The 13,033-nt window shown below is 40.2% G+C and carries 12 protein-coding genes; 2 read left to right on the forward strand and 10 right to left on the reverse strand.

From position 1 onward, the window contains the following. Positions 1-45: 45 nt before the first annotated feature. Both VB740_RS13890 and VB740_RS13895 read right to left on the reverse strand, forming a co-directional pair. Positions 46-1,056 (reverse strand): filamentous hemagglutinin N-terminal domain-containing protein, encoded by a 1,011-nt coding sequence (locus VB740_RS13890; protein ID WP_323200576.1) that lies wholly within the window; start codon positions 1,054-1,056, stop codon positions 46-48. A gap of 33 nt (positions 1,057-1,089) precedes the next feature. Then, positions 1,090-1,950, reverse strand: coding sequence for a class I SAM-dependent methyltransferase (locus tag VB740_RS13895; RefSeq protein ID WP_323200577.1), 861 nt, complete (start codon positions 1,948-1,950; stop codon positions 1,090-1,092). Positions 1,951-2,824: 874 nt separating this feature from the next. On the opposite strand from VB740_RS13895, the gene VB740_RS13900 reads away from it, so the two are divergent. Both VB740_RS13900 and VB740_RS13905 read left to right on the forward strand, forming a co-directional pair. Next, complete coding sequence (locus tag VB740_RS13900; protein ID WP_323200578.1) at positions 2,825-3,766, forward strand: hypothetical protein; 942 nt, start codon at positions 2,825-2,827, stop codon at positions 3,764-3,766. Positions 3,767-4,037: 271 nt separating this feature from the next. Then, positions 4,038-4,649, forward strand: a complete 612-nt coding sequence (locus VB740_RS13905) for a PAP/fibrillin family protein (RefSeq protein WP_323200579.1) — start codon at positions 4,038-4,040, stop codon at positions 4,647-4,649. Between the two features lie 137 nt (positions 4,650-4,786). Here VB740_RS13905 and VB740_RS13910 read toward each other — a convergent pair whose 3' ends face one another. From VB740_RS13910 to VB740_RS13945, 8 genes are all read right to left on the reverse strand, one after another. Beyond that, positions 4,787-5,467: a hypothetical protein gene (locus VB740_RS13910; protein ID WP_323200580.1), complete on the reverse strand. Its 681-nt coding sequence runs from the start codon at positions 5,465-5,467 to the stop codon at positions 4,787-4,789. Positions 5,468-5,469: 2 nt separating this feature from the next. After that, a complete protein-coding gene (locus VB740_RS13915; protein ID WP_323200581.1) occupies positions 5,470-5,937 on the reverse strand; it encodes a hypothetical protein in 468 nt (155 codons plus the stop codon). 3 nt (positions 5,938-5,940) lie between these two features. After that, positions 5,941-6,963 (reverse strand): site-specific integrase, encoded by a 1,023-nt coding sequence (locus VB740_RS13920; protein ID WP_323200582.1) that lies wholly within the window; start codon positions 6,961-6,963, stop codon positions 5,941-5,943. Between the two features lie 118 nt (positions 6,964-7,081). Further along, positions 7,082-7,495: an HNH endonuclease signature motif containing protein gene (locus VB740_RS13925; RefSeq protein WP_323200583.1), complete on the reverse strand. Its 414-nt coding sequence runs from the start codon at positions 7,493-7,495 to the stop codon at positions 7,082-7,084. A gap of 7 nt (positions 7,496-7,502) precedes the next feature. Beyond that, complete coding sequence (locus VB740_RS13930; RefSeq protein ID WP_323200584.1) at positions 7,503-7,880, reverse strand: hypothetical protein; 378 nt, start codon at positions 7,878-7,880, stop codon at positions 7,503-7,505. Positions 7,881-8,101: 221 nt separating this feature from the next. Beyond that, positions 8,102-8,917: a TniQ family protein gene (locus tag VB740_RS13935; protein WP_323200585.1), complete on the reverse strand. Its 816-nt coding sequence runs from the start codon at positions 8,915-8,917 to the stop codon at positions 8,102-8,104. Beyond that, the gene (locus VB740_RS13940) at positions 8,907-10,034 is read right to left on the reverse strand and encodes an AAA family ATPase (RefSeq protein ID WP_323200586.1); all 1,128 of its coding nucleotides are present in this window, start codon (positions 10,032-10,034) and stop codon (positions 8,907-8,909) included. Before VB740_RS13940 ends, VB740_RS13935 begins: the two co-directional genes overlap by 11 nt. Beyond that, positions 10,025-12,754, reverse strand: a complete 2,730-nt coding sequence (locus tag VB740_RS13945) for a TnsA endonuclease N-terminal domain-containing protein (protein ID WP_323200587.1) — start codon at positions 12,752-12,754, stop codon at positions 10,025-10,027. The genes VB740_RS13940 and VB740_RS13945 overlap by 10 nt, the downstream gene beginning before the upstream one ends. Positions 12,755-13,033 lie beyond the last annotated feature (279 nt).

Consider the following 13,033-nt stretch of genomic DNA (forward strand, 5'->3'; position numbering starts at 1 on the left):
ATTTTCAACCGACTCTGCATTTATATTATGCAGCTTAAATGCCGATTAGCTTATTTCAACTCCACTAGGGATCATTCCATCGACAGAAGTACCACTTAATTGAAGTAAATTTGAAGCCTGTATATTTATACCGCTTCCAGTCTGTGTGCCTTGATTTTGAATCAACGCAACTGAGCCTTCAGTCAAAAAAATTTGTTTTCCTACTAGTTGAACGGCACTACTTCCAGAGCCGCTAGCATCTACCAATGCTCGTTTAGACAGTTCGATATTTTGAAAGTTTTGTAATCCCTCATATCCGAACACCCAACCGGAGGTTGTCGGATTTAAGGTAACTATTCCATTACCAACGCTACCAAGTTCTACCCGTCCTCCTGGTGCTGTCAAATTGCCTCCTTCTAAAGCAATGCCACCACCTATCAAGGCTAAGGTTTTCTGCGGCAAAACCCGCAGACCATTGTCGCTAGCACCTGCCCCTGAAATGGGTGAAAACAAGGAAGAAATACCCAAGGTATGTCCTGAACCTTGTACACGGATTTCACCAGTATTGTTTTCTAAGTTCAAACCTATGGGTGCGCTTACAGTTAAAAGAGGAGCAATTTGAGTCTCAGTAGTACTAAACTCTGTTCCATTAGCAAACTTTAAGCTACTAGCTGTACTTGCTAAAAAAGAACCGCCAATATTCAAGCTGGCATTGGAACCAAAAATAATGCCATTGGGATTAAGCAAAAAGAGGTTAGCTGCACCGTTAGCTCGAAGTAATCCGTCAATGTTAGAAATAGACTTACCTGTTACCCGGTTAATAATGTTTTGAATGTCTCCTGCATTGTTGAAGTAAACTGTTTTCCCAGTGGGGATGGAAAACTGGTCAAAGCTATGTAACAGATTGTTACCTGCTCTAGTTCCTCCATTGATAATGCTAATATCACTATCAACAGTAATGCCGGAATTGACAGGTAGCGTTGAATCTGGGATGATTTGTGCTTTTACTACTCCAGAATTCAACAAGCAAATCATTATGCTTACTTGGATAACTTTGGGAAAACTGAATATTTTCATGTTAATTATATAATCTTAATTTTCAGCTTCCAACTAAGGAGGAGAGACTTGGAAAGATAAAATCATGTATTGTAGTAATCCACGGCGACTAAGCCTCTCCAACCCTCTAGTTGCCCGGTAAGTTTCCTCATCCCCTTCTCGCCGCATTAATGAGTTAACTACTGGGTAAGTTGGTAGAGTATTACGAGTAATATTCTCTGTTTTTACTAGCTCAAAACCTGTAGCTTCAGCTAAATTTTTGTACTCGAAAATAGGACAAAAATTAACAGATCGAGAGCCGTAAGTACGAACAATAAGAGTTTTAATAGCTTTTTCTATTAATTTCCAGGTTCGGTAAAAAGCCTCAATAGGAATAAAATCACAAATCGTTAATCTTCCTTCTGGACGTAAAACTCGCCTTGCTTCCTTAAAGAAATTTTCGCGGCTAGAGAAAGCAAAAATAGACTCTACTGCAAAAACTACATCAAAATAACCATCAGGGAATGGTAACTGGCAAGCATCAGCGTAAATAAATTCTATGTGATTATCCGGTAGAGCCTGTACTATTGTTTCAGCTCTAGATAGCTGTTCTTTATTAATATTTATTCCGACTAAATGCATATTACAAAAACGTTCATTGAGAGTAGCAATAGTTCCTCCAAATCCACAGCCTACATCAAGAATGCTTAAACCATCCTGTACTTCTGCAACGTCAGTAACGAGACGAGATAAGTTCTCTGCCGCTACAGCAAAATCTGCAACCGAACCATTAGCTTGAGTTGGGTCAGACCAATAACCCCAATGTAAATGGCGACCAAAAGCTAAAAGCGCATCAGCATCTCCTTCAGAAAATTTTTGTGGCAAGCTATCAAAGTAAGCTACACTAACTGAATTATTATTATTGCCGTCGCTCAAGATTTTTCTCCTTTACGTGAATAAGTACGTAGTCTGAATTTGATTTTTTTCTTCAATAATTCTAATAATTGTAATATTTACTTCTATCTTACGTAGCTCTTGTTAAATAAGGACAGAACAGATATGACCTTATTTAAGCAAAAGATGGAAAATAGCTCAAAAAAATTAGTGTTGATAGATATTACAGTGTTATTGAGAATAGTTTGAATTTACAAGATATTGATAGTATACAGCAATCAAGAACATGTCAATACTCTTGGAATAAAAAACTACTATTTCTATTTTGGTAATAATTATCTGCTTGATGAAAACTAATATAACGGTATAATTAGCTACTATAAAAGTATAGCTATATTGTATAGTATAATTGAAATTTTTAGTTCCTTTGTAACCTTGGGACAGGCTGAGAATCACATCAAAGATTACCTCAGCGATCGCGCAAAAAGCTTACGAGTAAGCTAGCACTAATGGAAAGAAACTAGTAACGACCGAGATAACCCAGGCGAAATCCTAACAACGACTCTTGTACTCCAAACAAAGTCATCCAAAATGCAATACGCGCTGTCAAATAATCAAGCATTAGCCGTTGTTTTATCCGTGTGTTGAAGAGGATATTTTCTAGAATACGCTCAAATAGTAGGCATTTTGCAAAAGTAACAAATGCTAAGAAGTTTAGTATTTTGCTGTTGTGGTGGCTCTGGTATGGTGGTTTTTTAAAAAGTCTTATATTTGGTAGTGCCTTAAGACTGCAAAATATAAAAAGCAATGGAAAACCCCATCCAAGGTATTGTTGTGGGTAAAGATAAGAAACACTATATTCAATGATGACACAACTTAATATTTGTTCAACTACTATCAGCCTGGAGGTGGAATAATGAACAAACCACCATCTAGACGCAAGAAAATTACCCCCACGACATCTGAGGAACCAAACCTAGCAACCGACCCTGCTCAGGAAAATACTTCTTTGCACGAAAACCCAGCTTCAGCAACTATCACGGTGGCGGCTGTTGAAGTAAGAGAGTTGACCGACCAAGAACAAAGCTTACGCTTGCAATTGGAACGCCGTGTAGAACGTGCATTTTTAGAAGCGGGTCAGGCGCTGATGGCGTTGAGAGACAGACGGCTATACCGTTCCACGCACCGAACTTTTGAAGAATACTGCCGCGAACGCTTTGGTTACAGTCGTGATGCAGCGTACTTGAAGATTTCGGCTACTGCTGTTTACGAGAATCTTCAAAAGTTTTTGCCGACCAATGGTCAGCAAATTCCAATGCCGACCAACGAACGACAACTGCGGTTTTTGGCGAAAGCTGAGTTGGAACCGGTTGTACAAGCGGATGTATGGCAGCAGGCAGTAGAGCAAGCTGGGAATAAGATTCCATCTGGTCGGATCGTGAAAGACGTAGTGGACAGGATACGCGAAAGTCCGAAAGTACCCAATCCTTATCATATTGGGGAAATATGTATTCTTCTGCCCAAAGATAACCCAGACTTGAGAGGTAAAGCGGGTTATTGGGGCGTAGTCAGCCATGTTGCGGAATACAGTTGTACAGTTCAAACCTGGGATGGCGACTACACCGTAAAAATCGAACAGATGAAATCACTAAAATTGCTTGATGAAGATTGCTTTTTTATGCAGCAGTTGTGTGTGAGGTTACGGCAGTTGCATCAACTGGCCAGCCGTGACTCTTCTGTAGATTGGTTGTTGCAGGGATTGGGGAAACAAGCTAAACCTTATTTATCTTCGTTGCAGGCAAAATTGCTGGCGACTGTGGAACGGGAGTACAACCTTGTATGGAGACAGCAAAAGTAAACTTGATTTTTAATACAAGAATGCAACAATTAACTCGTTGTATGAAAGCGGTAAGCGAACGCGAACTGCGTCTGGTAGAGAAGACGTTGCCGGAATGGCTTATCGCTTCAATGAAATGAATAGAACTCAATACTTGTTGCAAATAAATAAGGTAAAACGTCGTTTTTACAGTATAAAAAAAGAAGGTATTGTGATAGAATCTACGGTTAATACCAAAGAGTGATATCTTCTGCCGTTTTCACGAGCTAAAAAGGTTTTTTTAGACCAAATTATGGTTAGCGAATTGGTAAATCTAAAACAAGAACTGATTTCTATATCAGAAGCTGGTGACATTGGGTTTAACTATACTCCAACAGCCGCATTGCAAATCGAGACATTAGCGCGATCGCTTGAGGCTGTAAATCCTACTACTGAACCAACAAACCATCTTGAGTTGGTTCAAGGGCGCTGGCGGCTCTTGTACAGTACATTTGGCTTAGAACAAGAAACTACTCTAGAACGTGTCTCTTTTGGTAAACTCCCGAATGTGGCTATCAGCGTTACTGGTATCTTTCAAGAAGTTTATACAGCTGGTCAGCAATACAATAACCTAATTGAATTTACTCTATTGTCTGGTATTTTAGGTATTACTATAGTTGAAGGGCGTTACACAGTAGAAGATTCTAAACGTCTCAATATTGATTTTGTAGAAACATCCGTTAAAAGTGTAAGGAATGATTTGACCGACTCTAGTTTTCGTAAGGCTTTAGGAGTCGATAATCAGTCGCCTTTGGAATCAACACTCTCCTTTAATGGCTGGACAGATATTACCTATTTAGACGAAAATTTTCGCCTCATGCGTGGTAATCAAAAAAATTTGTATGTGTTGCTACGATCCGAGTAAAAAGATCAGAGTCTCCTTACTTGTAAATAAAGCCAGAACTATTGCCTAGACTGTATTTGTCTCACTAAATCATTAAAAGGTTGCCAATTATCTTAGGCGATCGCTTCCCAAATAGATTCTATATAGCGAATGAATTGTCATTGGTCGAAGGAAGGAGAGCTTTTCACCCAGACATTATGGTTGTGATAAAAATCACCACGCTGTTCTAGTGTAAACCCACCCAGCAATAATCCCAACCACACCTCCACCATCGGCATTTGCAACACACGTTGCAGTTTAACTAAAGAAATCTCACCTTTGACCTGTGTAAGATATTTAGCGATCGCACTCTGCCATTTTTGGACATCCTCATCTGATGCCAAATTGCGGACATCTTCTAAAGTTGTCACCTCATCGAGCATTGCCAAAACATTCGCTTTCTCAACAGGTGCTGCTACAGAATCACCCTCCTGGTTAGAATATGAAAATTGGTGTGGGCCGTGTGGTTTAAAGGTTTGTGGTGTTTGCGGTTCAATTAAATCATCTAAATCTAGGTGCATTGTTGTCCGCACTAGACCAGCAAAGAGATCGGTGCTAACAATTGGCCCCAAAAGACTATTGCGATCGCGGGTATCTTGCAACAGCACTTCGGCACGAGATTTGAGAATATCTGCAATTTGACTGAAGGCAAGCGCTGCTGTTGATAACTGTGCCTCCAAAGGTAAATTTTCTAGCTCGGCATCCAAACAATCCCACATAGCATCAAGGGAAGAAGTTGGTGGAGATTCAGACAACTCATCTAATACATCCCAAATTGTTAATTGGCGGTATGTGGTCATCTCTAAGATTCTGGATGTAACGGGCAGGGTCGCACTGGGCAGTAGCTTGAGCTAATCTCAAACATATCCTTATATTGATAGAGCGAAACACCATATTGTTTTGCAAAAGCCTGCAACACCTGATCTGTATAGGCGCGGATCTTGCCAGCCGTTAGTCCAAAGCAGTGAATTGGTTCTAAGCGACAAATAGGCTGTTGCCCCAGCCAGAGTTCTGCACCTAACGCGTGTAATGGTTTATCCCCTGATTCTTTATACAAATACAGCACTGCAAAATATGTTGCTGGTGGTTCGACTGTTACTGAATCAATTTCTGCTGAATTATTCTGCGAACGGTGGCGGTAAAACGAACGGCGATTATGACAGACTTTTGGATTCCAACACCCGTCCCCTGCTGTTCCATGCAGCACTTTAGCTTGAGTTGTTGGTAACTTGGCGCATAACTGACACTTGGGATCGAGTGGCTTGGGCATACCTTACTCCGCTTCTTCGCCAATCGCACGATAGTAAGCAGCGATCGCAGCTTCTTGTTCGCTGCGAAGGGTATAGCGCCGAAACGCTTTCTCGCTTTGATGTCCTGTTAATTTTCGTGCATGGCTGGGGTCAACTCCCAATAGCAATAAGTCAGTAGCGTAAGTATGTCGAAATGAATGAGGGTGCAAATCCTCAATATGAGCTATTTCACCGATTTTTTCTACAGCGAAGTAAATCCCGTGATAACTCAAGCGTTCACCCTTGTATGAAGCATGGTGTGAAATCATCAGTGGACTAAGGCTGGACAACACCTCTCCTTGCTGTTCGCGCAATTGTAAATAATCTGCCACGACTTCCCGACTCTCTTTTCGCAGTGGAACTAAGCGTGGTTCATTGGTTTTGGTGTCTGGTAAAAATAGCAGCTTGCCATCAAATGAGCCAACATTTAGCTGCACAACTTCCCCTGCCCGGAGTCCATGACTGAGAATGTGAACCAGTGCTGTATCGCGTTGCTTTGTTTCTCCCAATAACTCCAACGCTGACCAAACCTGTTCCATTTCTTCATCGGTCAAACTTTGGGCTGGTGGCAGTGGCACTTTTTCCAGTTTTATCCCCAGTGTCGGATTAGTAGAAATAATTTCAGGATACGTGTAGCACATCCATTTGAAAAAGCTTTTGAGAGCCGCAATTCCTGCATTGATGCTGCTTTTTGAAAGCGGTTTACCAACATCAGTCCGTAGTTCATCTCGCAGATACTCTTTATATAGTGCGAAGTGACGTGGGCGTAGCTCATGATAGTGCAGCTCACTCCACGCCAAAAATCGTTTGAGTTCGCGTTCGTAAAGCTTGCGGCTGTTGGGTGCGAGATTGTTGCTGCGTAAAAATTCCAGCACCTTTACCCATCGGATATCGGTTGGTGTGCTAATTTTAACAGAACTTCTATGTTGTGTTGTTTGCACACTAGACAGATTTCTATCCAATGGTATCAGTTTTATCGGAGGTAAAGAATCTGCGCTATAATCCATCTTTAACTAAATAAATAATTTTAATGTTTATATTTCTTCTCTAGTATTTATAACTTTTATAAAACCATTAATTGGCTTTTATACCATTAGTTATTATAAAGATACTAACTTTACATACTCAAGGATATTTTTGCTGACTCATTAATACTTGCCTTTGTAGTAATCGATTAGGAAGATTAAACTGAAGTAACTTTGCAGTTGCTTGCCCTACTTGAGTTTTTCCCTCAATTCTTACATTCTCAAAATAGAAATGTTCATCCCAAATCTGACGGCGAGGATTATACAATGGCACTATTTCTCCGGTAGCCGAGTCAATTGTCGCAAAATCAGAACCTTTATGACGATTGCATGATAAACATGAAAGAGCTAAATTTTCCGCCAAAGTTTCACCTCCATGTTTTATAGCAAGAATATGATCTACTTCATGGGTATATATTGAAAAATCTTGGTGAATTAAACAATATTCACAGCGTCCTGACGCTCTACTAACTACCAGCTTGCGAAGTTCTGTTGAAATTGAAGTACTGGCCATCAAATTTTCATGACTTTTCCATAGCACGGGCCTTTAGCAGAATCATTAGATGTTCTAATTGTTCGTAAACATCTAATTGAGCTAATTCCATCTGAGTTAGTGAAGCAGAACGGTTTTTCTCTAATAATGCTTCTAACTGCATTTGTATTTGTGATGAAACTTTAAAAGCAATTATCTCTTCTGGCGTTGGACGTTTAATCAAGAAATCCAGCACTTCTTGATACACTTCGGAAACCTCTACAGTTTGTGCATTCACTTTTGGCTGCTCGCTTGTTTGTTGCACATCTGCATCCAACAATAGCCAAAGTAGTTGAGGTAAGCGACTTTGCAAAGCTTCTAACTGCCCGGCTAGTTCATCCGGGATCTGAATTGTTAATTTTGCCACGTCTCCAACCATGAACTAAGGTGTTTGCTCACATTATGCTTTAAGTTACATCGTAATACAAGACTACAACACAAAATAAGATACCCTTATCTTTTATCCGACATAAACTACGATTAACACTACTTCCCTTGATATACAACACTTTTTGTGACTGTAACCATAAGTTTGCCGGGGCGGCACGTTTATGCTTTCAAAACGCCTGGGCAAGTTTCGGTGAAAAATTAGTTTTGATGTATGGGTGGTAGGAAGTTAGAGGGTGTATTGGCAGCCAAATCTTCGACATCATCGAACCACATACACTGCCACAGAGGCTTATTGCTTTGATTAGAGAGCGGAGCTATCAATTGTTGCCGCCAAAAGTCAACGCTTTCAGTTTCTTCATTAACTACTTGATTGAGTTGCAGTCCACCTAACCATAGATGACAGATTGAGCAATATCCTGGACGAGAATACCTTGATAATGGTGGAAACTCTTGCTGGCAGTGAGGGCATTGCTGAATCAGTGACTGATGCTCATGGTGAGGGCATTCCTTGATTGTGTTGACTAACCACAGCAGTGGATTGTAAATTACTCGATTATTGGTACGCCAGGTGTCATAGCATACTGGGCACCAAGCTTGATGTAAGCGCAGAATGCTAAACTCGAAAAAAATACTTGCCCACTTCAATGGCCACAGACAAGATAAATCCTGACGCTGGGTTAATTCTTCTAGAACTTGAATTAGAGTAGTGGCAATGTTAACTCTGGTTTGGCTTGCTGGAGTTAAAGAATCTTGAACTCCAAATAAATGATTAATAATGTTGATGGAACTAGCACTGCTTGTTTTGTGCCCCATCAGTGGAACAATTTTTGACAAAATTAGTTCTTCAGCAGTTATGGTGTGATAGTCGGCAAGGCGAGCAATATATCCACTTAAGCTCTCCATATAAAGCGTACCAACACCAATTGGCTCTAATGGAAATAATTGACAACGTTGTGGAATTGTTGGTTTTTCCAGATTCCAAAACTCATCTTCGGTATAATAATCAACTAACATCAAGATTAATTCCTACAGGATCTCTTTTAGCCAGACGTTTCCCAACACGACCTTTGATTTGAGATGGTTGCCTTACATCTTCATTGGTCAAACTGGGTGTTACAGTTGCAACCTCGTTGTGCCATCGCTTCTCTCCAGCTTGTGCTTCCTGTTGAATTTGCTGCCGTCGTGCTTTTGAGTATTCGTTTTGTTGGATATACTTCGCATTGAGGGTTGTCGCATTCTCTGCCAAGGCGTTTCGTAACGCTTTTGTCAACCAAGTTTTGAGGAGACCAACGCTGCCAACTGAGTAATCCAAAAAATATTCATATTGTTCTACCAAGCAAGGTTCTTCTAGCATTGGTAAATGTGCCTGAAATGTTCTGAGAACCCTCATAAACTCAGCTATATCCTCTTTGTTGTCTGTCGAATAACGAGGTAAATGTATATCATCGCTGCGTCGGCTGACTTGACCACTGAGGTGACAGCAGTTGAGTAAATCATAAGTACCGAATAAAATATGTACGACACCAGTAACATTAGCGATAGATTTTATCCAATTCATCTGATGTAACATTTGTTTTCCTCCAGCAACCATCAGCAAATGTTGGGCTTCATCTATCATTAATGCTGTTAATTGATGGTGTCGCATAGATTGTTCTAAAGCACGACGCACTGTATCAGAACTTTTGGAAGCAAAGTATGTAGCCGAAAGAGTGTTTGCATACTTTTGATAATTTGATGTACTATTTGTAGTGATTGAATTGAGCGAGATTTTCTCTAGAGATTCTAGAACCCGGAGGTAGTAATCTTTATAATTAAACTTTCCTGCTTCATTAGCAATTGCCTCTATACCTGCGACTGGGATCTGACAAATATTACTGTTCATAGATGCTAATGCACCTTCCATTAACAGTTTTTCAGTTCGTAGTCGTAAAGTAGTCTTCCCTACTCCTGCTGGGCCAACAACGAACAAGACACAGATATCTGTTGGTTGTTGAAGATTCATCAACAAAATATCTAAAGCCTGTTTTAACCGTAAATGTCCAATTGTAATCCCCTGAAAATAGTTCAGCCGCTCGGTTGATGATTGAGTAAGGAGTGCTTGAGGAAATAGACGTTTGTGTTTTATTGCCATAACTCCTCTTGAGTATGGGGTTGAATTTGTTCTAAATCTATTGCTGGAATATTTAATTTATCTGTTTGTGATAAAACTTCAGTAGGATTGGTTGTATTAATGTTAATTGGATATTCATCAAGATAAGTTTTTGTCTGTTTAATATTATTTTGATACAGCAATTGACGCATATCTAGTGCAGCCAAATCGTGCAATCTTTGTGCCTGTAAAGTTTCTTGAGCTTCTGCTGATTCTAGATACTGTGCAAGTTCCTTAGCCCTAATTGTTATCTTTTGGTTGTAGTGATTTTTCTGTTGGCGCAATTCAATACTTGCAAGTCGAATTTCTCTTTCTGAATGACCTTGTAATGATGAGTAATATTCAGAAATACACCGCACCCAATTACCTTTGACATAAGCATAAGCAGTCCCGACATCAAATGGGTCGTATCTAACTGGGACTTGAGTTCCTTCAACTTCAGGATTAAGAAAGGAATCATCAATTGACCAGTAGTAAATAGAATTAATTTTTATACCAATTCTTGGTATTATTTTTGCACTTCCCTTCGGAGTTGAAGGCAAGGTAAAAATTTTAAAGTTTTCATCATCTAAAATTTTTTCTCCATAGCGCATTCCACTTTGATTAAGACCTCTTTCAAATGCAGCATTAGGAGAGAGTCCTAACGCCGGATGCTCTCTACAGTCATAAATCACATAAGCATATTCACAAAAATATTCATATAATTCTGGCAATGTCCAGACAGCTTGTACTTTTGGGTTATTTGCTTTATTTACCAAGCGAACCTGTTTAGTAATTTGAGTATTGCCTTTTAGGTTGTAAAAGAATTCTGTGTTGGTTGTGCCAAAAAAACGTTCAATAAGCGAACCAAATCTTGGACTAGCAACGGGGCGTTGTTTTTTTGTGCAAGCAAATGCCGCCAGAAGAGTTTCAAAGTAAATACTGCCAAACTCTACACCATTATCCATTATTAATGTTTCTGGGAAACGTCCAAGTCGCTGCACACAAATTCGCAACACCATCATGCAAGAGCGATACGATGGTGGATCAAAAGTTAAATAGATGGCAAAAATGCGGCGGGAGAAAGCATCAATCAGAATCGTTGCCCAAGGTCTGCCTAAACAACGTCCAGTGCGAGAACAAACTAACTCAATATCTAATTCCGTATGGTCAATGTGGCAGATTTCAAATGGACGACTGCCGTGGTTAGGCGTGGAAAGCGTTAATTCGTGATAAAAAGGATTCTTTTGGTAAGCTGCTCTACTACCTTGTCTTTGGCGAGTTTGCCGTACTGGATCTCGTTGATTAATACGCTTACAGAAAGTAATCCGACTGGGGCAAGGGTCTGTTCTTCCTGCTTTTTCCCACTCTCTAACGAGAATACCGTAAGTTGCCAGTTTTCCTCGCTGTTTGAGATTTTCATAATGCTGTTCAATAATTCGGTCGATGAACTCCCAAGTATCGGGTGAAAAGCGGTCTACTCGATTTCCTTTGTCTCCCCGATTGGGTAGTAAACCAATATAGCCCCAGCCATAATTATTAAGAGCCTTATTAAATCTGGATTTCCAGCTACGGATTGTCCGCTCAGGTACAGAACTATTAATTGGCGGTCTTCCATGTAAATATGGCTCAATGATTTTATAGCGGTAGTTAGCCACGGACAAATCTTCGGGACTGGCGCATTTTAGCTGTTCCCAAATTTCTGTTGTTTTTGCAGATTTAGGTTGAATATGAGTAATTTCTTTTTGTGCAATGAGTGCATCAAAGTTTGCATGAGTTAACCCAATCAGTTCATTTTCACTTTGGAGAGCAATTTTTGTGTCTCCAATTTGAAGTACACACCAACTTTTACCATCCCAAACAAGGGTTGAGCCAACCGCCACATCAATTCGTTGTCCGCTGGCGATAGTGGTAGAAATTCTTTGAGCAATCATGACATTATATGCCAGTGCCATCTGTTGACTGCTGAAAAGATGAACTTGTTCTGGTTCACTCAAAGCTGCTGCTTTGAGGTCTACATATAATTGCTTTGTTGCAATCAAGGCATAGATATCGTCTACCCAATTGGTACTGGTTGATTCTAATAGTTCTTTCAGAGTCATTCCAGGGTTAGCTCTCACGCACTCAACAACCGTTGTTCTTACCTCTGAGTTAACTGTATTTTCTTGATTGAAATAAGCTTTCAGAAACTGATGGTTGCGGTAAGCAATCCAGTTTATTTCTTGATCTGTACGTAAATGGTAGTACAGTAAAAGTGGCTGAACTTTAGTTTCTGCTGGTGGAGCGTGCCATTGACCGTCTTCGCTCTGTTGATAGCGTGTGGGTTGTTTCTGAGCTAATGTTTTGAGACGTTCGCTCGGTTTCCATTCTTCAAATCCCACACAGTTACGGCGTATGATCAAGAAATCAGGAGTGTGAGATGTCACCACACAACGTCCGCTCTTTGATTTGAATGATAGGCTTAAGCGAATTGGTTGGTCATAGTATTCCAAAACATCTTCGTCATTTTCGTATTCGACGATCGCTGGCAGTTCTACTTTATGAGATTCAAACTGAATTGTTTTCCCCATTTTGCGGCTTGGATAGCTACCGCAAACATTTTTCGCTCCGCCACCTACAATCCTTACAGGTTCTGAACAACGGATTTTTTGCACAAACTCTTTTGTCGTCTCTGTTAAACAAAGGCGGCGACACCAGTCTTCAAAGTCTTGGTCGCTGAGCATACAGAAAAACCGTTATTTTCGGCAGGTTTATGCTTTATTTTTCTACTTTCGGCAAGCTTATCATTTCAAAACTCAACTTTTTCTATTTAGCCAATAAACGTAATAATCTACTTTTCAACTCTTACTGCGGCAAAGTTATGGTTTCAAAAATGGCAAACTTATGATTACAGTCACACTTTTGTGTGTGACTTACACCATAAGTTGTCCGTAACGGACAGTTTATGGGTTCTTGGCAACTTTTGGTGATCTTGGTTGGGGAAGGCAGAAGGCAGAGGGCAG

The sequence above is a fragment of the Nostoc sp. UHCC 0251 genome (genome assembly GCF_034932245.1).
Classification (GTDB): Bacteria; Cyanobacteriota; Cyanobacteriia; order Cyanobacteriales; family Nostocaceae; genus Nostoc.

Excerpts from the sequence above, each read along its gene's own strand:
- VB740_RS13890 (WP_323200576.1), bottom strand. The coding sequence starts at position 1,056 with ATGAAAATATTCAGTTTTCCCAAAGTTATCCAAGTAAGCATAATGATT.
- VB740_RS13910 (WP_323200580.1), bottom strand. The coding sequence starts at position 5,467 with ATGACCACATACCGCCAATTAACAATTTGGGATGTATTAGATGAGTTG.
- VB740_RS13905 (WP_323200579.1), top strand. The coding sequence starts at position 4,038 with ATGGTTAGCGAATTGGTAAATCTAAAACAAGAACTGATTTCTATATCA.
- VB740_RS13940 (WP_323200586.1), bottom strand. The coding sequence starts at position 10,034 with ATGGCAATAAAACACAAACGTCTATTTCCTCAAGCACTCCTTACTCAA.
- VB740_RS13915 (WP_323200581.1), bottom strand. The coding sequence starts at position 5,937 with ATGCCCAAGCCACTCGATCCCAAGTGTCAGTTATGCGCCAAGTTACCA.
- VB740_RS13945 (WP_323200587.1), bottom strand. The coding sequence starts at position 12,754 with ATGCTCAGCGACCAAGACTTTGAAGACTGGTGTCGCCGCCTTTGTTTA.
- VB740_RS13900 (WP_323200578.1), top strand. The coding sequence starts at position 2,825 with ATGAACAAACCACCATCTAGACGCAAGAAAATTACCCCCACGACATCT.
- VB740_RS13935 (WP_323200585.1), bottom strand. The coding sequence starts at position 8,917 with ATGTTAGTTGATTATTATACCGAAGATGAGTTTTGGAATCTGGAAAAA.
- VB740_RS13920 (WP_323200582.1), bottom strand. The coding sequence starts at position 6,963 with ATGGATTATAGCGCAGATTCTTTACCTCCGATAAAACTGATACCATTG.
- VB740_RS13925 (WP_323200583.1), bottom strand. The coding sequence starts at position 7,495 with ATGGCCAGTACTTCAATTTCAACAGAACTTCGCAAGCTGGTAGTTAGT.